The organism is Paenibacillus daejeonensis DSM 15491 (assembly GCF_000378385.1).
Classification (GTDB): Bacteria; Bacillota; Bacilli; order Paenibacillales; family Paenibacillaceae; genus Paenibacillus_D; species Paenibacillus_D daejeonensis.
In genome coordinates this window covers 1-24,368 of the sequence record NZ_KB899678.1, presented here as the reverse complement: position 1 = coordinate 24,368, position 24,368 = coordinate 1, and the positions used below count along the sequence as shown (strand labels likewise).

The window sequence follows — 24,368 nt, the reverse complement described above, 5'->3', positions numbered from 1 at the left end:
ACATGAGAAAAGCCTAGCAGTTTGGTCCGGCTCATCATCGGAGCAAGCCTGCTAGGCTAAACGATTTACAGCTAATTATCCAATTTAATCGCCATTAAATAGGCAGAAGTAAAGTTTGTTATGCTTAGCGAATCTTGTGAGAATCCGGACGTATTCTTGACCGCAAGCTGATCGCCATTATTGATCCGTAAGAGATACTCACCAAAGATCTGCGCTCTTGTGGGGTCATTGGTGCTTTGATGAAACTCGCCACTTGGAACCTCCGCTCCATTTACGGTCAAGGACCATTCCAACACGTTAGCCGAAAAATAGGTAAGGATCATAAAACTGATCCTGTAGATGCCGGAATTAGTAAATGTAAGCGTAGTATTAGGCGCTAACACAATATCTGGTGTGCTAATAACAGGCGTAGCATTAAACGGATATAAACTATCTGGATTAATTGTCCCAGCACCCGTAGTATATATATAACAGTAAGAAGGAGTAAACTCAGGGCCACTGACACCTGTCATACCGGTGTTGCCGGTTGGTCCCGTAATGCCTGTAGCACCTGTCAGACCTGTTACACCTATCACACCCGTTACACCTGTGACACCGGTAGATCCGGTAATGCCCGCAGCTCCTGTCACGCCAGTCACACCAGCGTTACCTGTTGAGCCATCTATGATAGGACCACTTGCACCAGTAAAACCCGTTGGGCCTGTGAGTCCGGCCGCTCCACTTACACCCGTCGGGCCAGTGAAGCCGTCTATCACGCTGCCACTTGGTCCGGTTGGGCCGGTGACACCCGTGGCTCCAGTTGGACCCGTGCGGCCTGTCGGACCGGTGCTGCCAGTAGAACCTCTTACCCCGGTAGGACCAGGGACGCCTGTAGCCCCAGTTCCTCCAGTGGCACCAGTGACACCTTCAGAACCTGTAGGGCCAGTAGAGCCGGTAGCACCAGTGGAACCCGAGGGACCAGTTACCCCCGTTGGACCCGTCATGCCTGTGGCCCCTGTAGCTCCATCCACTCCCGTTGGGCCAGAACTGCCGGTTGATCCGATATAACCCGTAGATCCCGTTGGACCCGTCGATCCGCTGGCACCAGTGGAACCCATCAGACCCGTGGAACCGGTGGTTCCGCCAACACCTGTAGCTCCTGTAGGGCCAGACGCACCATCAGTTCCTGTAGCGCCCTGGGTACCTGTAGCGCCAGCAGGTCCGTCATCTCCCGCCTGACCAGAAGCGCCGGTTGGACCAGTCGTCCCTGTAATCCCTGCCAGACCAGTTGGTCCGGTTATCCCAGTCTGGCCATCTGGTCCGGTGTTGCCGGTTACCCCAGGCAGGCCAGTGGTTCCAGTCGCTCCAGCAAGGCCCGTCGCACCTTGATTGCCGTCGGCTCCTGTTGGACCTGTTGCTCCGGTCGCGCCAGTTGCGCCTGTCACACCCGTTGCGCCAGTGGAACCTGCCGGTCCGGCCACGCCAATTCCGGTAGCTCCGGTTGCTCCCGGCAGGCCGATGGGAATCCAGCCTCCAGGGTAGGTGCGTCCTCCATTGGCACTGCTTCTATAGTAAAGAGAGGGATTGGAGATATAGAGCTGCTGAACATAGTCACCTACTCTGGATACATAGATCGTCCAGACCGCAGGGTTATCGGCACTTACCGGACCATCTGGAGGAGGCGCGCCATTGGGATCATCTGAACTGTAAACGCCAGGTTGATTATAAGCGTTCAATAACGAATTCGATGGTTCCTCATTGTTGATTGGAAATACGCCATTGTCTGCTTGTAGTTGAACAACACCAGTCTGGCCATTCACGCTTACCACGCCGCTTGGTGCGCCGGAAGGTCCAACGGCACCAGTAGGACCGATCATGGACGGGATGCCGGAGGCGGTCCTCAATTTGGATTCCAGCATCATCTCCTGCCGGAATACAGTGTCCAGCATCGACTGTGCACTCTGGTTTACTTGGATGACCTGCTGCAGACTGGCATCTGGACCACTCACACCCGGCAACGTTCCGAGGGCGAATTGAATTTTTTCCCCTTCAGCGTTAATGATGTGAGCCAAGCCCAGCTCTTCCATCGCAATGGAGGAGAATAACAAATTAATGACATCATCGCGCGTAAGACTAATCGTTGGCGTTATATTAGGCAAATTTGGATTCGACAAAACATTACCTCCCTATAAGGACTGGGGTTCAAGTTAATTATCAATTTTGACGACAAGCAGATAAGCGTTGGTTTCTGTTCCTGCAGCCCCGGAGATGGTCTGCGATTGAGTTTTTGTATTGTTCAAATGAATTTGGTCTCCTGCATTTAATCGGATAAGATTCTCACCTATAACCTGTGCATTGGTATTCCCTGGAGGGTATACATAGAAGCCATTAGGTAGGCGATTAGCGTTAATATTGATATTCCAATTCAATGGATCTGGTGAAGCAGCGGTATTGGCGCTCGTAATCGAAAAGGCGATCCGATAAACGCCGGCGTCAGCAACTGTAATGGTGTCCGCAGCTGTTAATGTGATGTCAGCTGTACCACTAACATCTTCGAACGGAACATAGGTTCCACCAGGGATAGGAAGACTAGCTTGCGTGCAAATGACGTATCGGTAAGAGGTTGGTGGTGTCGCACCGGTTGCCCCTGTTATACCCGTCAAGCCCTTGGCTCCGGTTGCGCCCGTTACGCCTGTCGCTCCGGGCAAACCAGTCGGACCGGTAACACCGGTAAGTCCGGATACGCCAGTGACCCCGGTCGTGCCCGCGACGCCTGTTGCACCTGTTGCACCTGTTGCACCAATCGGACCTGTTGGCCCCATGAGGCCGGTCATTCCCGTGGCTCCTGTCGGGCCGGTTATACCGGCAGCTCCAGTCAGGCCGGTCGCACCGATGGATCCGGGTGCACCGGTAGCGCCTGTTGACCCGGTAACACCTGTCACACCCACGGGTCCTGTGTTGCCTATGCTGCCAGTTGGTCCATCATTACCGGTTATCCCCGTTGGACCTGTAATACCTGTCATCCCGTCCATGCCAGTCGCGCCATTAAGTCCTGTTGCACCGGCATCACCGGTAGGGCCATCCGGACCGCTTGCTCCGGTTGCGCCTGGATATCCCGTGAGGCCCGTAACACCTGTCATTCCTGTAACACCTGTGGGTCCTGTTATACCCGTAGCTCCGGTTATACCGGTTATTCCTTGGAACCCGGTCAGTCCAGTAGCCCCAGTCTGACCTGTCAGGCCGCTCGAACCTGTAGGTCCTGTTACACCGGATGAACCTGTGTATCCCGTAACACCTGTGGTCCCCGTAGTGCCGGTTGGGCCATCTGCGCCTGTTGCGCCGGTTGCTCCAGTCGGACCAGTTGGTCCTCGGACGCCAGTGGGTCCTGTCGATCCCATGGAACCTGTCATTCCCGTGACACCAGTCGGACCGTTAGCGCCAGCATCACCACTAGCACCTGTTGACCCTTGATTCCCCGTTGGACCCGTTGGACCGGTCGCTCCAGGAGCTCCGGTAGCAGCTGCGGCACCCATTGGACCGTCATTCCCGGAATCCCCCGTAGCACCGGCCGTACCCGTAGCTCCTGTGAGTCCGGTTGGCCCTGTTACGGCTGCGCCTGTTGCACCTATCGGGCCTTGCTCGCCCACCCGGATCCAGCCATCCGGATAGGTCAGTCCGCCATCCTGACTGCTGCGATAAAATAGGGCGGGATTCGAGATATACAATTGCTGCACATAGTTGCCTACTCGAGATACATATACCGTCCAGACTGCAGGATTGCTAGTATCCGGACTGTCCGGAGGTGGGGGACCATTGGGATTGGATGAACTGTATACGCCTGGCTCGTTATAATCGGACAAGGGGTTACCAGATGGTTCATCGTTCTGGATGGGGAAGACACCATCCTCCGCATCGAGTACAACAGCGCCCGTCTGACCATTCACACTGTCTACAAGACCAGGTAGACCTGTAGCTCCCGTCACGCCCGTTGCACCATAAACTGTTGGGATTCTTGATGTTGTCCGCAGTTTCGACTCCAGCATCATTTCCTGGCGCAATACGGTATCCAGCATCGCTTGCACGCCTTGATTGACTTGAAGCACCTCATCAAGCGTCGCTGCTGGACCACTTACGCCTTGAAGCGTACCTAGAGCGAACTGAATTTTCTCTCCTTCAGCATTAATAACATGCGCGAGCCCAAGCTCCTCCATCGCAATCGAGGAGAACAAGAGGTTGACCACATCATTACGCGTTAGCGTAATGGTAGGGCTAATATTCGGCAAATTCGGATTGGACAAGGGATAACCTCCTTATATAGCGTACTAGCCAATTTTTATTAGGGAAATATAAGCTACTCTTTCGTCTGTATCCACCGGTGGCAGAGCTTGCAGGGCACCAGACGTATTACGCACGGTGAGTTGATCTCCCGCTTCCAGAGCAAGCACATACTGTCCGGCAACTTGATTAATAACGGTAGCAGACAATAATTCATGGAACTCGCCTGATGGAACAGGCGTGTTGTTAACGGTCAACGCCCATTTAATGACCTTGTTCCCTCCACCGTTATGAGCAGTAGTCACTTGGAACGAAATACTATAGAGTCCTGGTGTTTGAACAGTGATCGTGGGGGAGGGGCCAGTAAATCCGATGCCAGGTGTTCCGATAGGATTTGCGGTAAAGGTAATATTTTCATCGATACCTATGGGGCCGGTAATGCCTGACGCGAAGATATAGCTATATACCGTTGATGATGAAGGTGTAGTACCCGTTGCTCCAGTCGGACCTGGTGCACCTGTCATCCCCGTCATTCCTGTTATCCCCGTCGCGCCTGACATTCCGGTGGGACCCGTCACGCCAGTTGCTCCGGTTGGACCCGTGCTGCCCGTAGGCCCCGTGACACCCGTGGCTCCGCTCGGACCTGTCGCGCCAGTAGAACCTGTCGCACCTGTCAAACCCGTTGCACCCGTTGCGCCGGTTGCACCAGTAGGCCCCGTTATGCCCGTAGTACCTTGAGGTCCCGTTGAGCCCGTTGCACCTGTGATGCCCGTTGGACCCGATGGCCCTGTAATGCCGGTTGCCCCGGTAGGACCTGTTATGCCGGTGATCCCGGCGGCACCTGTGAGCCCTGTAGCACCGGTCGAACCTGTAGCACCTGTTACCCCAGTGATGCCGATTGCACCAGTCGCACCCGTGACGCCGGTTGCGCCGGCTGGCCCAGTAGCTCCAGTAGCTCCAGTTACTCCGGTGATACCGATTGGACCGGACACCCCCGTATGACCCGTGGCCCCTTGAATGCCTGTAGCACCTGTCACACCCGTGGAACCTGTCGCTCCCGTTGCACCTCCAGGGCCGGTTGCCCCTGTAAGCCCCGTAGGCCCCGTAGGTCCCGCCACGCCGGTGGCTCCCGTGGTGCCTGTTGTGCCCATATTGCCTGTTGAACCTGGTGCGCCAGTAGCACCATCTGCGCCGGTCGGTCCCGTCGCTCCCGTAACGCCCGTCGGTCCCGTAGATCCAGGGGCCCCTGTGGTGCCTGTAGCCCCAGCCACACCGGTGGCCCCTGTAGTACCTGGGAAGCCTGTCGCTCCCGTAGTCCCGCCGATTCCCGTTGCACCTTGTGCGCCTGTACTACCCGTTGAACCGGTTGCGCCGACTTGACCTGTGGCACCGGTTGGTCCCGTACCACCAGCCGGACCTCTTGCACCATCAGGACCATCCGCACCCGTCGCGCCAGTCGCCCCTATACCAGTAGCACCCGTCGGACCTTGCGCTCCAATTGGTATCCAGCCCCCGGGGTAAGTCAGCCCGCCATCTTGGCTGCTCCGGTAATAGAGCGAAGGATTGGAGATATACAGCTGCTGCACATAGTTGCCGACGCGTGAGACATAGATCGTCCAAACGGATGGATTGTCAGTTGGGGGCGAGTCAGGTGGGGGAGGACCGTCTGGATCATCCGAGCTGTACACGCCGGGCGTATTAAAGTCCGACAACGTACTATCAGAGGATTCGTCATCCGAGACCGGGAAGATGCCATCGTCTACACCAAGCACAACATCACCGGTCTGGCCGTTGACGCTGAGCACACCGCCAGGTTCACCAGTAGGTCCGGTGGGACCCGTCGGGCCGACAATCTCCTGCAGGTTGGCTGCTGTCTTCAGCTTGGACTCCAGCATCATCTCCTGACGGAATACGGTATCGAGCATGGACTGCGCGCTCTGGTTGACTTGGAGCAGCTGATTAATCGTAGCTCCCGGTCCACTAACCCCGGGCAGGGTTCCCAGCGCGAATTGAATCTTCTCGCCCTCGGCATTGATAATGTGGGCTAGTCCCAACTCCTCCATCGCGATGGAAGAGAAGAGCAGGTTGACCACATCATCCCGCGTTAATGAAATATTGGGGGTGATATTCGGTAGATTTGGATTTGACAAGTGATAGCCTCCTTAATCGTGAACTCCTCACAATTTATTCAGTCCGATAGGAGTTGGAACCGGAAAGCAACCTATTTTTTCACCCTTTCCCGTCCTTTTGTGGATATCGCTCGATAACTTCTGCAGGTAAAAGGGTATGCAACCAGGTCACTTTAGGATTCTGGTAATGAGCTGTCACCCTAACGTCTGTCTTAGGTCTCTACAACGCAAAAACAGGTGGAATCTATAAAGCACAAATCCGTGATCAGCAAGTAGAAGAGACCCCGTGACAGGGTCTCTTCGTTAAATTAATCATTCATTATGCCAATCGCGTAACCATAAGATAACCATTAATAACACCGGCATTGGTTGGCTGGTTCTGGGTGCTAGTTGACGAATTTACGATCGATAACGTCTGACCTGCTGAAATAGTTTGAATATAATTGCCCCTGATCTGGACAACTAATCCCGAGGTTGGAGTCTGATGAAACTCCCCTGGATTAACAACTGTTCCGTTAATAGCGATACTCCATTGAACACCACCAGCCAAATAACCAGTTAACACCATAAAGGAGATTTTGTAGATTCCAGTAGTGTTAATTGTTAAGGCGCTAGGCGCATTGTATTCCATGTCTGAGGTACTTAATAGGTTAGCAGTGAAAGGATAGGGATTGGTTTGCCCAACATTACCTGCACCTGTCGTGTTAACAAGGAAAGCATACGAGGTCAAACGATCCGGTCCTGTCACTCCTGTTGCACCTTGAATGCCTGTTGCACCAGTTGGACCGGTATTCCCAGTTGGTCCGGTTATACCATCTGCACCGTTTGGTCCTGTCGGACCGGTTGCGCCGGTTGCACCGGTTGGGCCCGTTGAGCCTGTAATGCCGGTATTGCCTGTTACTCCTCTCAGACCGGTAACACCAGTAGGCCCTGTCACGCCTGTCAAGCCGATCGGTCCTGTTGGGCCTGTGAACCCCATGAAGCCTGTTTCCCCTTGCGGGCTAGGGCCTGCAGGACCAGACATTCCTGTTGAACCGGTTATGCCGGTTGCGCCAGTTGCACCTCTCAATCCGGTTATACCCGTTGCGCCAGTTCCACCGGTGACGCCGGTTGCACCTGTTACACCCATTGGACCGGTGACACCCGTGAAACCCGTGGAACCACCAATTCCTGTAGGACCTGAATTGCCTGTCACGCCAGTTACGCCAGTCACGCCGGTCGCACCGGTCGCACCTGTTACACCCGTCGGCCCCGTAATACCTGTAATTCCTTGATAACCTGTTGCCCCAGTCCATCCTGTGCTGCCGGTTGAACCGGGTCCTCCTGTCACACCAGTATTGCCCAGCGGCCCCGTAAACCCGGTAGATCCCGTAAATCCGCTAGCGCCGGTTGCACCGGCTAACCCAGTTGCACCTGTCGTTCCGGTTGTGCCTTGCAGCCCACTCGGTCCTTGTACGCCCGTAGCACCCGTAGCACCTGTTAGCCCAATGGCACCTGATGGCCCCGTTGGTCCCATGTTACCGGCCTCTCCTGTAGGGCCCGTGTTACCGACAGCACCGCTATAACCTGTAGGACCGGATGAACCCGGTATTCCAGTAACCCCAGTTGGACCTGGTGCACCGGTAGTTCCTCTTGCACCTGTAGGACCCGGTTGCCCTGATGGACCCGTCGCGCCGTCAGGGCCAGTTGAACCCATAGGTCCTGCCGCTCCGATGCCCGTAGCGCCTTGGTTACCTATCACACCTATAGGTATCCATCCACTAGGGTACGTGTTGCCACCGTCTTGGCTACTCCTATAATACAGAGAGGGGTTCGAGATATAGAGCTGCTGCACATAGTTGCCTACTCGTGAGACATATACTGTCCAGACCGCTGGATGATCAACCGGAGGCGTATCCAGGGGCGGTGGACCGTCTGGATCACCGGAACTATATACACCGGGAGCACTTAACGAGGATAGGAGCTGTCCGGATGGCTCGTTATCAGCAATAGGGAATATACCATCCGCTGCGGTTGAGAGGACGACCGCACCGGTCATCCCATTAACGCTTAATACACCGCTTGGTTCGCCTGTGGGGCCAATTGGACCGACAGGTCCAATCATAGAAGGCATGGTCGCTGCCGTCCTAAGCTTGGATTCCAGCATCATTTCCTGCCGGAACACGGTATCCAGCATCGATTGGGCGCTTTGATTCACTTGGATTACTTGAGCAAGCGAAGCATCCGGCCCAGTGACTCCTGGCAGAGTGCCTAGTGCAAATTGAATTTTCTCACCTTCAGCATTAATAATATGAGCGAGACCCAGCTCTTCCATGGCAATGGAGGAGAAGAGCAGGTTAATGACATCATCTCTCGTCAGACTGATCGTTGGGGTAATATTCGGCAGATTCGGATTGGACAAGGGATGGCCTCCTTAATATTTATTTGCTTTTAATCATCTATTTTGACGACTAGCAGAAAGGCATTCGTTTCACCAACATTGGCCCCAGAAACGGTCTGATTCGATCCTGAAACATTCTGGATGCGTATCGTATCGTTCGCATTCAGTTGAATCAGATAAGCCCCGTTCAGCTGCATGTTTATTCCCGAGCCACTCGTCATTGGAAAGATTGCATTAGGAATTGGAGTACTATTTCTCGCAATCCTCCATCTTTTACTCCCCCCTCCTGCAAGAGTTATTTGAAAGGAGATATGATATACGCCAGCATTAGTTACGGTAATTGTTGTATTATCTGTTTGGGTAATATCACTCGAACCGCCCACATCAAGATTAAAAGTTAAATAACTGTTATTACCAACGCTGAAATTTCCGTTAGTGGTAATTACATAGCGATAGGAAGGGGAGGCATCAGGACCCGTAGCTCCAGTCGCTCCAGTCGAACCCATGTAAGACAGACCGGTCATCCCTTGACTTCCCGTTGCACCGGTTGCACCAGCAGGTCCGGTTGATCCTGTCGTGCCAGGCAGTCCCGTTGCACCGATGGCTCCAGCCTGACCTGTAAATCCCGTAGGTCCAGTCGCCCCGGTCGGTCCCGCAAGACCAGTAAAGCCGGTGGCCCCGGTCATGCCAGTCGACCCCGTTATACCTGTAGCGCCAGTTAAACCAACTGGACCGGTAGCGCCAGTAGTGCCCGTGGAGCCTTGGAAGCCCGTTGCACCAGTAGCGCCCGTTGCCCCCCTCTCACCAGTTAAGCCGGTAGCGCCCTGCACGCCTGTCGGCCCTGTTGGTCCTGTTACACCAGATATGCCGGTGGAGCCTGTATACCCCATAGAGCCGGTAGCACCAGTTAAGCCGGTAATACCACGGGGGCCCGTCGCACCTGTCTGACCCGTCACGCCCGTGGTTCCGGTAACACCCATAATTCCAGTCGGTCCAGTTGAACCGGTGGCTCCCTGGGCCCCTGTCATGCCCAGTTCGCCCGTCGCACCTGTTGGTCCAGCTGGACCGCTCATGCCCGTTGAGCCAGTCGTTCCTGTAGCACCGCGAGCCCCTGTCAAGCCAGTGATGCCTGCAGAACCGGATGGACCGGTCACTCCTGTGGACCCAGTTATCCCTTGAGCGCCTGTAGCCCCAGTAGAGCCGGTTACACCTTTAGGTCCTGTTACACCGGTCGCACCTCTATCACCAGTCTGCCCAGTCACGCCTGTCACACCTGTACTTCCTGTTAATCCACGCATGCCAGTAGCACCTGTAGGACCTGTAGGAGCAGTAATGCCCGTCGCTCCTTGTACGCCTGTTGCTCCCATTGGTCCTGCAATGCCTGTTGCACCCTGCGCACCAGTGCCTCCTCGAACGCCTGTAGGACCTGTGGCTCCTGTCAGTCCGCTACCTGTCGTTCCGGTTGGACCTTGTGTACCTATGGCAATCCAACCTCCCGGATAGGTAACTCCGCCATCCTGGCTGCTGCGGTAATATAACGAGGGGTTAGAGATGTAGAGTTGTTGAACATAGTTACCTACTCTCGAAACGTAGATCGTCCACACAGCTGGATGCAGCACATCGGGACTATCAAGTGGGGGCTGACCCTGGGAATTTCCAGAGCTGTATACCCCTGGTTCGTCATAATTAGACAGGAGTGTGTTGGAAGGTTGATTGAGTGAAGCAGGCAGCACGCCGTTAGCTGCTTCAAGCACAACAACTCCTGTCAAGCCGTTGACACTGTCAACTGCACCAGGTTCACCTGTCGCACCAGTAGCTCCAACCGCCCCAAGCACAGTTGGAATCCGGGAAGAGGTTCTTAACTTGGAATCTAACATGATTTCCTGGCGTAAAACGGTATCTAACATCGCCTGCACATTTTGATTCACTTGCAGGACTTCTTCTAGGGAAGCAGCCGGACCGCTCACACCTTGCAACGTTCCGAGCGCAAATTGAATTTTTTCGCCTTCTGCATTGATTACATGTGCCAGTCCAAGCTCTTCCATAGCAATCGAAGAGAACAGAAGATTCACAGCGTCTTCCCGCGTTAATGATATCGTCGGACTAATATTTGGCAGATTAGGGTTAGACAAGGAAATACCTCCTTTTAGCTAGTTAAATACCCAGCTTAACAATTGTCATATAGGCCATGATTTCAGCTGGATTGACAGCTGGCAGGCCTTCTGCTGCTGCAGATGAATTCCGAAGCGCAAGGGTATCCCCGCCACTCAGTGCGATGACATACTGGCCGCTCACCTGCAAGGCGGAGTTGGCAGGTTGGGTGTCATGGAATTCTCCGGAACTGACAGGTGCGTCATTCTGCAGGAGCACCCATTCTCCAGTCTTGGCTCCCGTTCCCGTGTGTCGAGTTGATACCTGGAAATCGATCTGATAAATTCCCGGTATTGTGATTGTCACTGTAGCCGAAGGTGGTGTAAATAAAATGTCCGTCGTACCGAAGTTACTTATATTAAAAATGATCGGATCACCAGTATCGATTGAAGTGCCGCCCTGGTTCAAAATCACTTGACGATAAGAAGGTGTGACGCCAGTTCCGGTAGACCCGGTGTTGCCCGTGATGCCAGTGGGTCCGAAAGCGCCGGTGGGTCCGGTGGGTCCAGTAGCACCTCTTGAACCGGTAGATCCAGCACTAATACCCGTTACTCCCGTTGCCCCAGTCGGTCCGGTAACAGCTGTCGCACCTGTCGGGCCAGCAAACCCGGTAGCACCAGTCACACCCGTAGCACCAGTCACACCTGTATTGCCAGTGTAACCTGTAGCACCCGTTACACCCGTTACACCTGTCGTTCCAGTGGAGCCAGTAACGCCGGTGGGTCCGGTTAAACCAGTTGGACCTGTCTGTCCAGTCATTCCCATTACACCATCATTGCCTGTTGCACCAGTCGGACCAGAGGGGCCGGTCATGCCAGTTATTCCGGTAGATCCTGTGATACCCGTAGCACCAGTAACTCCAGTTACGCCAATCTCACCCGTGGTCCCTGTTGGACCTGTCGAACCTGTGGCTCCAGTTATCCCGGTCAACCCCGTTGCTCCACTGCTGCCTGTTACTCCAGATAATCCCGTAGAACCGGTAGGACCAGCAACCCCTGTTGCTCCCGTAGCCCCAGTTACACCCGACGAACCAGTAGCACCGGTATTGCCCAAAAATCCCGTATGTCCGGTAGGGCCAGTCGTGCCGGTTGAACCTGCTGCGCCAGTAACGCCCGTGTAACCTTGCATACCCGTAGCACCTGTCGAGCCCTGAGCTCCAGTAACACCTGAAGCTCCTGTGTAGCCAGTAGGTCCAGCCATACCACTAACACCAGTCGGACCATCTGAGCCCTGTAAACCGGTCAATCCAGTTGCTCCTGTTAATCCAGTTGTGCCAGTAGCACCAGTTGCTCCTTGAAGACCTGTGACACCTGCCGGTCCTGTGGAACCCGTTGCACCAATCAGCCCAGTAGCACCCGTAATACCTGTCAGACCTTGCGGACCATTCAGTCCTGTAGCACCCGTCGCGCCAGTCGCCCCTATACCTGTGGCGCCGGTTGGACCTTGGGCCCCGATCTGAATCCAGCCCCCGGGGTAGGTCAGTCCGCCATCTTGGCTGCTCCGATAGTAGAGCGAAGGATTGGAGATATAGAGCTGCTGCACATAGTTGCCGACCTGTGAGACATAAATCGTCCAGACGGACGGATTGTCGGTTGGGGGGGAATCAGGCGGGGGAGGGCCATCCGGATCGCCCGAGCTGTACACGCCAGGCGTAGTAAAATCCGACAGCGTGCTGTTCGAAGGTTCGTCATCCGAGGCCGGGAAGATGCCGTCATCTACACCGAGCACGACAACCCCGGTCTGGCCGTTGACGCTGAGTACGCCGCCAGGTTCACCGGTAGGTCCGGTGGGACCCGTTGGGCCGACAATCTCCTGCAGGTTGGCTGCTGTCTTCAGCTTGGACTCCAGCATCATCTCCTGCCGGAATACGGTATCCAGCATGGACTGCGCGCTCTGGTTGACTTGGAGCAGCTGATTAATCGTAGCTCCCGGTCCACTAACCCCGGGCAGGGTTCCCAGAGCGTACTGAATCTTCTCGCCCTCGGCATTGATAATGTGGGCTAGTCCCAACTCCTCCATCGCGATGGAAGAGAAGAGCAGGTTGACCACATCATCCCGCGTTAATGAAATATTGGGGGTGATATTCGGTAGATTTGGATTTGACAAGTGATAGCCTCCTTAAACGTGATCTACCGTCAATTTATTCATCTGGCAGCTAGAGGGAACCTGTTGAACACCTACTCTTACTCATTTTTTCTTGCGATGTAGTCTTTTGCTCGATAAGCTTTCCAATTTGCCGTTAACCGGGTTCGGTTGACGAATAGGGTTCAATGAAAGGGTCGCACTATCGTGTATTTCTAAGTAATTATCGTAATTCATTTCGAATTCTGAATCGTTCAAGGTATCATTTAACCCCATTAATCATAGGATGTGATAACTCTAATCTGGAAAGTGACGGTGACTACGAGTGATCACAATTAGTCTGTGCATGATCGTCAAAAATGAGGAGGAAGTGCTGGAGCAATGCTTAAGCAGCGTAAAAGAAGCATGTGATGAAATAATAATTGTAGATACAGGCTCAGAAGACCGAACGAAAGAAATCGCCCAATCTTTTACGGATAAGGTCTTTGACTTCGAGTGGATTGATGATTTTTCGGCTGCACGTCAGTACGCCTTCGACCAGGCCACCTCCGAATATATTCTGTGGTTGGATGCGGATGACATGCTGAACGACGAAGATAAGGTGAAGTTGATTTCGCTGAAGCAGAGCCTGTCCTCCGAAGTCGACGCGGTTTCCATGCTATATCACATCGCTTACGATGCAGCGGGGCAACCAAGCTTCTCGTACCGCCGGAATCGTCTGGTCAAACGGAGCAAGGGCTTCAAGTGGATTGGGCCTGTACATGAGTATCTTGAAGTAAGTGGTACGATTATCGCCTCCGATATCGCAGTACGTCATAAGAAATTCATGAAGAAGAAGCGACAGGTGTCTGGAAGCAGGAATCTAGACATTTACGAAAAACGATTAGCCAAAGGAGAAAGCTTCAGTCCACGGGATTTGTTCTATTACGCAAATGAACTGAAAGACAATGCGAAGTATCACAAAGCAATTATGTACTACCGTGAATTCCTGGCGACCAAGAAGGGGTGGGTCGAGGATGAAATTCGAGCCTGTCTCAATATGTATGAATGTTACCGGGGGCTGGACAACGCCGAGAAGAGCATGGAAGCTCTCGTGATGTCCATGAATTATGATGTCCCCCGGCCAGAAGTATCCTGCAAAATAGGCGATATCTATAAAAACAAGGGTCAGCATAAAAAAGCCGCACTCTGGTATCGACTTGCACTCGAAGTAGAAGTCAACGACTCGCAAGGCTTCGTACAACGACAATACTCGACCTGGTATCCCCATCTGCAACTAGTCGTGTGCTGCTGGGAGTTAGGGGAGCAAGAACAAGCGATGGCCCATAATCAAGCAGCTGGTGAGTATCTACCTGAGTCCCCGCAAGTGAAGCATAATGAAGCCTTCTTCACTGAATATTTCAAATCAAAAGCGACCTAAAACCTTGTTGGAGGAATATCAATGGACAGCGAGCTCGTCACCATAGCCATTTTGGCTAAAGATAAAGCCTATGCGCTACCGCTATATTTGGATCTGATTGAGCGGCAGACGTACCCGGCTTCCAAGATCAAGCTGTATATTCGGACTAATAATAATAATGACGATACGGAAGTCATCTTACAAAATTGGTTAGGTCGAGTGGGAGACCGTTACCACGAAGTTTATTTCGATTCAAGCGATGTGGTGGAGTCCGTACAAGATTACAAACCGCATGAATGGAACCAAACGACACTTCGCGTGCTGGCGCGGCTGCGAGAAGAATCCATCCAATGGGCTTTGGCGCGCCAAACCCACTATTTTGTCGCCGATTGTGATAACTTTATTATTCCGGAGACGGTGGAGGCGTTGGTTAACACAAGATTGCCGATAGTAGGGCCTTTATTAAAGGTGGATCCGAATCATGAGTATTCTAATTATCATTTTCTTGTCGACTCCGATGGTTATTTTAAATCCTCCCCAGAGTATTTTTCTGTGTTCTATCAGAAGGTTAAGGGCTGTATTGAAGTAGCCGTCATCCATTGCACGTATTTTATTCGAGCAGATATCCTGCAGCATATCCGGTATGAAGATCATAGCAAGCGGCATGAATACGTCATTTTCAGTCACCACTTGCGCAAGTTAGGTATACCGCAATATATCGATAACCGAAGACTTTACGGGATGCTGACCTTTGCGAGTACGCCTGAGAAAATCCAAGAAAAACGGATTAGTGAACGCATCGAACAGCTAATTTCGATGAATAAGTTTACTTAAATCTTGTTTATGAGTTAGTTTGAGCCTGCGATTTTTGCAGGCTTTTTTTGGTTGTTATTCTTAGCGTATAGTCTTACCCAAATCAAGAAATGAGCACTTCTACTAGACATCTGCAAGAGGAGCGACGATCCCCCGGAGCATATAGTAAGCATGTATCCTATTTCATAATGTGTTAGTGGAGGGTGGATTCTATGAAGACCAGCAATCAACGTATTTTGATGTGCTACAACAAAACACCGATTACACCAGGCAGATATTTGGAAGAGGCATTACGAGCTATAGGGGTACACGTGGACGTCCACAGGCAGAGCATTGACTTTGGCAAAGTCGATTTGTCTGCATACGCTGCAGTTTTGTTCGCAGAAGGCGGAACGTCGGTGAAGGTCTCCAACCTAAACCTTGTCAAACTACCTAAATTTTACTGGGTTACCCACGGCTCTCACCGAATTGACCAGAACGTACAGATTGCCAAGAAATATCAGGCAGATTATGTGTTGATGGCACAATTCATGAAGCTCTCTCACAGATTTTCGGCAGAAACATTCTTTTTTCCATTTGCGCTTGACCAAAAATACTTTAATTGCTCGACACCGTTAAAAGAAAGGGACCTGGCTGTAGGATTCGTTGGATCACATGTAGGAGGGTATGAAAGCCGTGATAAGGATTTGAGTGCGATTCAAAAACGGTTTGGTGGGAACTATAAACTCTCATTGAGATCAACTCCAAAAGGGCCCGAATTAGCCAACGTGTACAGTAAGTCCAAGATTGTATATAACCAATCTCCCAATTACTACAAAGCATTCAATATGAGATTATTCGAGGGGATGGGCTGCGGCGCTTTAGTACTAACCAATCATAATACCGACCAAGATCGTGTATTTGAGGCTGGGAAGCATTATGTCCAATACGAGAAGCAGGAGGATATGCTGGACAAAATCGAGTATTACCTTAACCATTTGGATCAAGCTCAGAAAATCGCCAATCAGGGAAGAGCTCATCTTTTAAATCACCACACGTATGAGCATCGCGCTAAATATTTCATGAGCTTACTAAAGTGATAAACCAGAATAGAGGGGATGAGCGTGAATAATAGTCCACCACGCAAAATTGTTATGTGTTACGGAAAGACACAAATGACACCTGGTCGATATCTGGAGGATGCGCTCCGCGCGATCGGAGTTCATGTGGATGTATTTTCTGAACAAATTGATTTTAGTGAGCTGGATCTATGTGCCTACGAAGCTGTTCTATTCGTTGAAACAAATCGGGTTGTAGACGTCCATAACATTCAACTCGTGAATCTGCCTAAATATTATTGGATTACACATGGTTGGAACCGTCTTGAACGGAACCAAGCCATTTGTTCAAGGTATCAACCGGATTATATTTTGGTTGCTCAGACCAAGGACTTGCAGAAGGCTTTTTCAGAACCGGTGCTATTTTTTCCATTTGCGCTGGACGAAGAGCGATTTAATTGTGATGTGCCATTAGACACACGCAACATGGACATTGGGTTCGTCGGAAGCAGGGTACCCAAATATGTGACTCGCAACCATGACTTAATTACCCTCCATGAAAAATTCAGCCAGCACTACCGACTGTCTTTATTTTCGGATCAATCAGGTCGCGCGATGGCTGAAATCTACAACCATTCAAAGATCGTTTACAATCACTCTCCGCGTGAATTATCCCATTTTAATATGCGTCTATTTGAAGGGATGGGCTGTGGAGCCTTGGTCCTTACTAATGACAATCCTGGTCAGCAGGAAGTGTTCCGAGACGGGCACCACTATGTAATATTTGATTCACAAAAGGACTTGCTGGAAAAAGCAGAATATTATTTGACGCATCTAGACCAGGCACAGAAGATAGCTACACAAGGAAGGGACTACGTGCTAGCCCATCACACCTATAAGCACCGGGCAAGACAATTATTGCAGATGATAGATCATCACATTAGCTTAAGGGGGGAAAGTCATGACCCAGGATGAAATTCGTGAACAGATCTTGCGCTTAACCAAAGTCTATTACCAAGCTGCATGGCCCACGATACCATTTTCCCCGGGAGAAGATTATGTACCGGTTAGCGGTAAAACCTTTGACGAGCGCGAGCTACATGCCTTAATCGATGCTTCATTGGATTTTTGGTTAACCGCAGGTCGTTATGCCGATCAGTTCGAGAAAACCTTCGCTTCGGTGATGGGTTGTCGTTATGCCTTGCTCACCAATTCTGGATCAAGCGCCAATCTGCTTGCACTTACGGCATTAACGTCCGAATTGCTAGGGGACCGGAAATTACGCCCCGGAGATGAAGTGATTACCGTTGCGGCCGGCTTCCCCACCACAGTAAATCCGATCATTCAGAATGGGTTAACTCCAGTATTCGTAGATGTGACAATACCGAGCTACAATATGGATACTACCTTGCTTGAAGCTGCTGTTACAGACAAAACAAAAGCCATCATGCTTGCCCATACCTTGGGCAGTCCCTTCGATATCGAAGAGGTTATGCGGGTCTGCAAGAAGTATAACCTATGGCTGATTGAAGATACCTGTGACGCTGTAGGAGCTGAGTATAAAGGGCAAAAAGCGGGTAGCTTCGGAGATCTCGCAACGGTCAGCTTTTACCCTGCCCACCACATCACGATGGGGGAAGGCGGCGCAGTATTGACGTCCAACCCGCTCTTGAAACGAATCGTTGAATCCCTGAGGGATTGGGGGAGAGATTGCTGGTGTAAGCCCGGCAAGGATAATACCTGCAGGAAGAGATTCGGGTGGCAGCTAGGTGAGCTCCCTTGCGGCTACGATCATAAATATACGTACAGCCATATCGGCTATAACCTCAAGGTTACAGACATGCAAGCTGCTATAGGGCTCGCTCAGCTCCAGAAGTTGCCGGCCTTTATTAAGCAGCGCCAGGTTAATTACGCCTATCTGCTTGAAGCTTTGAAACCACTAGATCATATGCTTGTTCTTCCCGAAACACATCCTGAAGCGACGCCAAGCCCCTTCGGATTCCCCATTACCGTCCGTGACAATTCTCCAATGACAAGAGATGAAATTGTCCAAGCGCTAGAAAGCAATAAGATTGGCACCCGATTATTGTTTGCAGGTAACCTCTTGAAGCAGCCTGCCTATAAGCATATTAAGCACCGAATTGTTGGGGATTTGAGTCAAACGGACCGAATAATGAAGCATACCTTCTGGATTGGTGTTCATCCTGGAATAACAAGGGATATGCTGGATTACATGGTTAGCACACTGAATGTTGTTATACAAGGAGGGCACTCCAAATGAAGGTTGTTATTTTGGCTGGGGGGCTCGGCACCCGAATTCGAGAAGAGACGTACGATAAACCCAAGCCCATGATCGAGGTTGGAAATCAACCAATATTATGGCACATTATGAAACATTATGCCCATCATGGTTTTCGTGAGTTCATCATTTGTCTCGGTTATAAAGGTCAGGTCATTAAAGATTATTTCTTGCGTTACGCGATGCTGAATGCCGATTTTACGATCGATCTCCAGTCACCGTCGGCTCCTCGTATCCATAATCGTTCTTCTGAAGAGTGGAAGATAACGCTTGTAGATACAGGCCCCACTACGTTAACTGGCGGCCGTATCAAACGCATTGGACCCTATGTAGGCGAAGAGCCATTCATGTTAACCTATGGCGATGGTCTAGCAGACATAGACCTTCGAGAGCTAGTGAGTTTCCATCAGTCGCACGGGAAACTGGCTACAGTGACAGCAACACAACCCCAGGGTAGGTTTGGCGGTCTTCATTTGTCTGCCGACTCGCAGGTTATGAGGTTCGAAGAGAAACGAAAAGGGGACGGGGGATGGATAAATGGCGGGTTTTTCATTTTGCAGCCTGAAGTATTATCCTTCATCCAAGACGATAGCACAACATTCGAAAAGGAACCGCTTGAACAACTGGCCGCATCTGGGGAGCTGATGGCCTACAGGCATAACGGCTTCTGGCACCCGATGGATTCCTTGAAGGATAAGCAGGCACTTGAACAGTATTGGCTCACCGGACACGCCCCCTGGAAGACTTGGAGCTAAGGAGTGAGCAAATTTGAACAATTCATTCTGGAAAGACAAAAAGGTACTGGTGACAGGACATACCGGTTTTAAAGGCGCCTGGCTTACCCTTTGGCTGCTATCGATGGGCGCACGTGTAACTGGCTACGCTAATCCTCCAGTCACAGATCAGGAGCTATTTCGACTCTTGCAGTTAGATCGGGAGATGAATTCTGTCATAGGAGATATTCGAAATTTTAATCGAGTTCAAACCGTATTAACAAAGACAGACCCTGATATTATCTTCCACTTGGCGGCCCAGCCGCTCGTTAAATACGGCTATAGTCATCCTCGATCCACTTACGATACCAATGTAATGGGTACTGTCAATGTGCTGGAAGCCCTTCGAAACACAAAGGTGAAAATGACTAAACCTGTAGCTGTCGTCATGATTACCTCAGACAAAGCTTACGATAACAAAGAATGGCTGTGGGGCTATCGGGAGCACGAGCAATTAGGCGGTTTTGATCCCTATTCCAACAGTAAAGCTTGCTCCGAGCTGGTAATCGGAAGCTACCGAGATTCATTTTTCAATACGGAGCGGCTACAACAGCATGGTGTGGGGATAGCGTCTGCCAGAGCAGGTAATGTCATAGGCGGCGGTGACTGGGCGGCTCAGCGTCTGGTACCGGATTGTGTGCGTGCTTACATGAATCAGGAAACGCTAGTTCTTCGATACCCTCACGCGATAAGACCTTGGCAGCATGTACTGGAACCACTAAATGGCTACTTACTATTGGCCGAGAAGTTGTATAATGACCCACGAACGTATTCTTCCGCTTGGAACTTCGGTCCCGATGACGGAGATTGCAGATCTGTACTAGCTGTCGTCCGAGAGCTGCGTAAACAAGGCATGAGACCCTTAGCTTATCGACTGGCTAGGGAAGGGATCCAGCAGCATGAAGCACATATGCTCAAACTGGATTGTAGTAAAGCAAAACTACAATTGAACTGGCAGCCTCGTTGGCCATTACCGGTTGCACTTGCAAATGTTGTTTCTTGGGTGGATGCATATATGCATCAACGTGAATTGTTAAGCGAATGCCTGGACCAGATTAAGTCACACGCTTCACAGAAAGTGGGAGAGCCATGAAAGTGCTAGTAACCGGAGCAACTGGATATTTGGGAAGTCAACTCCTGCTGAGACTTCTCGTAGCCAGATTCCAACCGATTGTTATTAAGCGGACCACCTCGGATATCAGTAGAATCAAACATGTCATGAGGGATCTGCCGATTTACGACACAGATACGTGTTCCATTGAGCAGATATTCAAGAAGGAGGGACCTATTCCACTCATCCTTCATACTGCTACCTCTTACGGTAGATATGGAGAGTCTTGGTCTGAGGTAATGGAGGCGAATGTTTCTTATCCATTAAGATTATTCGAAGTCGCATTGCGTAATGGAACAGAATGGATAATTAATAGCGATACTTCTCTTAGCAAGCAAGTGAGTCCTTATGCTCTCAGTAAACATCAGCTGAGGGAATGGGGGAAAGCCGCCTCCAGACAGATGAAGCTTGTGCAGTGGATAAACGTCAAGCTTCAATCAATTTATGGTCCAGGAGACGGGAAGAGCATTGTAACGCAACTCCTGGAATCATGTACCAGCCAGCAAGAGGAATATCCACTTACGGAAGGGCTACAAAAAAGAGACTTTGTATACATTGATGATGTTGTTGATGCTTATGCTACACTCCTTAGATTTGGACTTACGTCGAAGCAAAGATATCAAGAATTTCAAGTCGGAAGCGGGAAAACAGTCTCCATAAAAGAGCTGGCCCTGTTAATAAAAGAAAAAACTGCATCAAACAATTCGTTTAAATTCGGAGCAGTTCCTTATAGGCAACATGAACCCATGGAACTTAAAGCAGATCTTACGAATATACGTCTGCTGGGATGGGAGCCCCGGACTAATTTGACTCAAGGAATTCAGCAACTACTGGCGGAGCAGAGCAAATAATTGCTTCGTACAGAAAAGGAAAAAGCAGGCCGACTATGGCCTGCTTTTTTTTTGTTAATCTATTAATCAGAAATACGAATGATGGATAATTGAGCAGCTTGCTGTGACCCTTGAGATATCAGGGTAACTGTATTGGTTAGCGCATTGTACAAAGACAAGATGGTATCATCTGTAAATATAGGAACCAGGGTGGTGACACCTAAAGGCGTAAATTCTGTCGAGATGTTACTGATGTTAGCTTTTCCGCCTGGCACTGTATCCGCAGTATAATCCTTGCGCAATTCAAAAGACATGGCCTCACCTGTTAAACTGAATGCTCCTTGAACGGACCAGGATACCAAATACAGACCTCTTTGTAATGAAATATCATTTTCATTATTTTGCACAATGTAAGGTGAACCAGTGTCGATGATGGAGCCGGTGAAGTTAACCGGATTACCGCCTAACACTGGCCCGGCTCCCGAATTCGAAATGGCTAGGGCAGGCAGGTTGCTAGGTCCTGTAGGTCCTGTCGGACCGCGAAGACCAATGCCAGTTGGTCCAGTGGCTCCGGTACTGCCGGCAGAACCAGGTATGCCAGTAACTCCCGTCGCCCCGGTTGAACCTCTTAAACCTGTAGCTCCTGTAGGACCAGTTGCCCCTGTAAATCCACCAACACCAGTGACTCCAGTTGCACCAGTACCACCTGTTGCTCCTGACTGTCCTGTTGCACCCGTAACACCAGTGACGCCTTGAACACCCGTGGCACCTGTTATTCCGGTGAAGCCCTGGAGACCTGTAGCACCGGTTACACCTGTAGCTCCAGCTAGGCCCGTAATGCCTGTGGCACCAGTGAAGCCTGTAGCACCTCGGATTCCAGTCATACCTGTCATTCCGGTAGCACCTTGAAGACCCGTTGAACCCTTCATACCGGTTGCGCCGGTGGCACCTTGAAGCCCTGTTGAACCGTTAGCCCCATCCAGGCCCGTGGCACCCGTAACGCCCGCAGCCCCATCCAGACCCGTGGCACCCGTCGCTCCGGGTACCCCAGCCCCGGTCGGACCCGTGGCGCCTTGTTCGCCAATCGGAATCCAGTCCGTGTAGGAGAACCCGTTGTCCTGGCTACTCCGGTACTGGAGCGTCGGATTGGAGATGTAGAGCTGCTGAATGTAGCTGCCCACCTGGGACACATATAGCGTCCATACGGCGGGATGCGCGACATCATCCGGACCCCCCTGCGGTGGGGGGCCGTTCGGATCATCCGAGCTGTACACCCCCGCTGTGATATAGTCATCCAGGTTACTGCCCGAGGGCTCCTCATTGTTGATGGGGAAGACCCCGTCGTCCGCACTGAGTATCACTTCGCCGGTCTGGCCATTGACGCTTAAGACCCCACCCGGCTCGCCGGGTGCACCAGTGGCTCCCGTTGCTCCGGCAGGACCTGCCAGGGTAGGCAGATTCGATGCAGTCTTTAATTTCGAATCCAGCATCATTTCTTGCCGGAACACCGTGTCGAGCATCGACTGTGCACTCTGATTCACCTGCAGGATTTGATTCAACGTGGCAGCCGGACCGCTAACACCCGCCAGGGTGCCAAGAGCATACTGAATTTTTTCTCCCTCAGCATTAATAATGTGGGCCAAGCCTAGTTCTTCCATGGCAATCGAGGAGAAGAGTAGGTTTACAACGTCGTCCCGAGATAAAGAAATCGTAGGGGTAATATTGGGAAGGTTTGGATTGGACATGTATAGTCCTCCTTATACACAAGATAATCCAATTTATGCTTAACGATAGAAGCGGGGAACCTGAGAGTGTACTATGTTTATGAAATATTTCTACCATCACAAAATTTCGCACGCTTTTTTTCAGGATGAAAAAGAGAGGCTCAAGTCAAGAGTACTTGAACCTCTCAATAACTATTGACTACAGTATTTTAGTTCCTTTTAATTAGTAAATGGATCAATCATACACCAACGGGGTGTCCCTGGAGTGGGGATAGTTATGACTAAAGTATTCGTCGTTTGATCGATAGCCGCAACATAATTTCCTGCTCCCACTGCAACGTACATTAGATTGGCAGGAATATGCTGATTGAGAAGTACTGTAAATGGATTAACAGTCGGTGAATCATTTTGGTTGGCACCCGTTCCAATTCCCTGAGAGGTATAATCATCTCCATTAATTATATAGATGAAATTGGTACTATTACTTGTAGCATAGAATGTGTTCGTTAACAAATTGCCAGATATGTTGTTAGGTGAATTTATAGACGTAATTGTCTGGACAATTGTATTCGAGGTTGTATCAATTACGTTGATCCTATTACCAGTATACATCGAAACCCAAAGGCGTTTTCTAAATGGATCTAATTCAAGGCCATGAGGCCTGTTTGTGCCCACAGTAATAGTAGTAACATTATTGGTAATCAGGTCAATAACAGAGATATTCCCACCATTATCATTTGCAACATATAAGGTGTCGGTAATAGGATTAACAACCACTTGAATCGGTCGATCGCCTGCCGTGATTGTAGTGATATCACCTGTAGCAATGTCAATATTCCAAACGGTGGTACTTCCCGAATTCCAGTTTGCTACAAATAATTGATTTGTCTTATTATTAAAAGTCATCCCCCTTGGTGTACCGCCAACATTGTAACTTGCCGTGATCTGGTTAGTTAATCCATCTAATTGATATATAATTCCTCCACCTGAGTAATAAAGACGATGACGCAATGAATCCAGAGCGACACTATCATAACCCGGAGTGCCAACCATCGGAACAGTTGCAACCAAATCATTGGTCAATGCATTGATAATATACACTGCGGTGTTGCTACCAGCATAAAGCATTGGACTATGCATCACCCCGGTGGCTCCGGTAGAGCCCGTCACACCCGTTACACCTGTCGCTCCTGTCAATCCAGTTGCGCCTGTTGCCCCTTGAAGACCTGTCATTCCTGTCAAACCAGTAACCCCAGTTGCACCTTGAACTCCAGTCGCACCGGTAACCCCCTGAAGTCCAGTTGCACCTGTCATGCCCGTGACGCCCGTCGCACCTTGTACCCCCGTCGCACCCGTCATGCCGGTGATGCCAGTCGCACCTTGAAC

At 50.9% G+C, this 24,368-nt stretch carries 16 protein-coding genes; 8 read left to right on the top strand and 8 right to left on the bottom strand.

Features of this window, described 5'->3' with window-relative positions:
- Window positions 1-71 precede the first annotated feature (71 nt).
- From F556_RS35675 to F556_RS39135, 6 genes are all read right to left on the bottom strand, one after another.
- A complete protein-coding gene (locus F556_RS35675) occupies window positions 72-2,153 on the bottom strand; it encodes an alpha-helical endospore appendage domain-containing protein (protein WP_020620727.1) in 2,082 nt (693 codons plus the stop codon).
- Window positions 2,154-2,186: 33 nt separating this feature from the next.
- On the bottom strand, window positions 2,187-4,277 hold the full coding sequence (locus F556_RS35670; RefSeq protein WP_020620726.1) for an alpha-helical endospore appendage domain-containing protein: 2,091 nt from the start codon (window positions 4,275-4,277) through the stop codon (window positions 2,187-2,189).
- Window positions 4,278-4,301: 24 nt separating this feature from the next.
- Window positions 4,302-6,404, bottom strand: coding sequence for an alpha-helical endospore appendage domain-containing protein (locus F556_RS35665; RefSeq protein ID WP_020620725.1), 2,103 nt, complete (start codon window positions 6,402-6,404; stop codon window positions 4,302-4,304).
- A gap of 298 nt (window positions 6,405-6,702) precedes the next feature.
- Window positions 6,703-8,784 carry an alpha-helical endospore appendage domain-containing protein gene (locus F556_RS35660; RefSeq protein ID WP_020620724.1) on the bottom strand — a complete coding sequence of 694 codons (2,082 nt, stop codon included), beginning with the start codon at window positions 8,782-8,784 and terminating at the stop codon, window positions 6,703-6,705.
- Window positions 8,785-8,813: 29 nt separating this feature from the next.
- Entirely contained in the window at window positions 8,814-10,895 is a 2,082-nt protein-coding gene (locus F556_RS35655; protein WP_020620723.1) for an alpha-helical endospore appendage domain-containing protein, read from the bottom strand.
- A gap of 22 nt (window positions 10,896-10,917) precedes the next feature.
- Complete coding sequence (locus F556_RS39135) at window positions 10,918-13,020, bottom strand: alpha-helical endospore appendage domain-containing protein (protein ID WP_020620722.1); 2,103 nt, start codon at window positions 13,018-13,020, stop codon at window positions 10,918-10,920.
- A gap of 301 nt (window positions 13,021-13,321) precedes the next feature.
- Between F556_RS39135 and F556_RS0130065 the strand changes: the two genes are divergently transcribed.
- The 8 genes from F556_RS0130065 (at window position 13,322) to F556_RS0130030 (ending at window position 21,279) form a co-directional block, all read left to right on the top strand.
- On the top strand, window positions 13,322-14,416 hold the full coding sequence (locus F556_RS0130065; protein WP_026297586.1) for a glycosyltransferase family 2 protein: 1,095 nt from the start codon (window positions 13,322-13,324) through the stop codon (window positions 14,414-14,416).
- 21 nt (window positions 14,417-14,437) lie between these two features.
- Window positions 14,438-15,229, top strand: a complete 792-nt coding sequence (locus tag F556_RS0130060) for a hypothetical protein (protein ID WP_020620720.1) — start codon at window positions 14,438-14,440, stop codon at window positions 15,227-15,229.
- A gap of 191 nt (window positions 15,230-15,420) precedes the next feature.
- The gene (locus tag F556_RS0130055; RefSeq protein WP_020620719.1) at window positions 15,421-16,287 is read left to right on the top strand and encodes a glycosyltransferase family protein; all 867 of its coding nucleotides are present in this window, start codon (window positions 15,421-15,423) and stop codon (window positions 16,285-16,287) included.
- A 24-nt stretch (window positions 16,288-16,311) separates the two neighbouring features.
- Window positions 16,312-17,220, top strand: coding sequence for a CgeB family protein (locus tag F556_RS0130050; RefSeq protein ID WP_245583163.1), 909 nt, complete (start codon window positions 16,312-16,314; stop codon window positions 17,218-17,220).
- The gene (rfbH, locus tag F556_RS0130045) at window positions 17,207-18,526 is read left to right on the top strand and encodes a lipopolysaccharide biosynthesis protein RfbH (protein ID WP_020620717.1); all 1,320 of its coding nucleotides are present in this window, start codon (window positions 17,207-17,209) and stop codon (window positions 18,524-18,526) included. The genes F556_RS0130050 and rfbH overlap by 14 nt, the downstream gene beginning before the upstream one ends.
- Window positions 18,523-19,299 carry a glucose-1-phosphate cytidylyltransferase gene (gene rfbF, locus F556_RS0130040; protein ID WP_020620716.1) on the top strand — a complete coding sequence of 259 codons (777 nt, stop codon included), beginning with the start codon at window positions 18,523-18,525 and terminating at the stop codon, window positions 19,297-19,299. Before rfbH ends, rfbF begins: the two co-directional genes overlap by 4 nt.
- A gap of 13 nt (window positions 19,300-19,312) precedes the next feature.
- Entirely contained in the window at window positions 19,313-20,410 is a 1,098-nt protein-coding gene (gene rfbG, locus F556_RS0130035) for a CDP-glucose 4,6-dehydratase (RefSeq protein ID WP_020620715.1), read from the top strand.
- Window positions 20,407-21,279, top strand: a complete 873-nt coding sequence (locus tag F556_RS0130030) for an NAD-dependent epimerase/dehydratase family protein (RefSeq protein ID WP_020620714.1) — start codon at window positions 20,407-20,409, stop codon at window positions 21,277-21,279. The genes rfbG and F556_RS0130030 overlap by 4 nt, the downstream gene beginning before the upstream one ends.
- 62 nt (window positions 21,280-21,341) lie before the next feature.
- Here the strand turns inward: F556_RS0130030 and F556_RS39130 are convergent, their stop codons facing one another.
- Both F556_RS39130 and F556_RS39125 read right to left on the bottom strand, forming a co-directional pair.
- Window positions 21,342-23,003: a collagen-like triple helix repeat-containing protein gene (locus tag F556_RS39130; protein ID WP_020620713.1), complete on the bottom strand. Its 1,662-nt coding sequence runs from the start codon at window positions 23,001-23,003 to the stop codon at window positions 21,342-21,344.
- Between the two features lie 198 nt (window positions 23,004-23,201).
- A partial coding sequence (locus tag F556_RS39125; RefSeq protein WP_020620712.1) for a collagen-like protein occupies window positions 23,202-24,368 on the bottom strand: 1,167 nt, incomplete at its 5' end.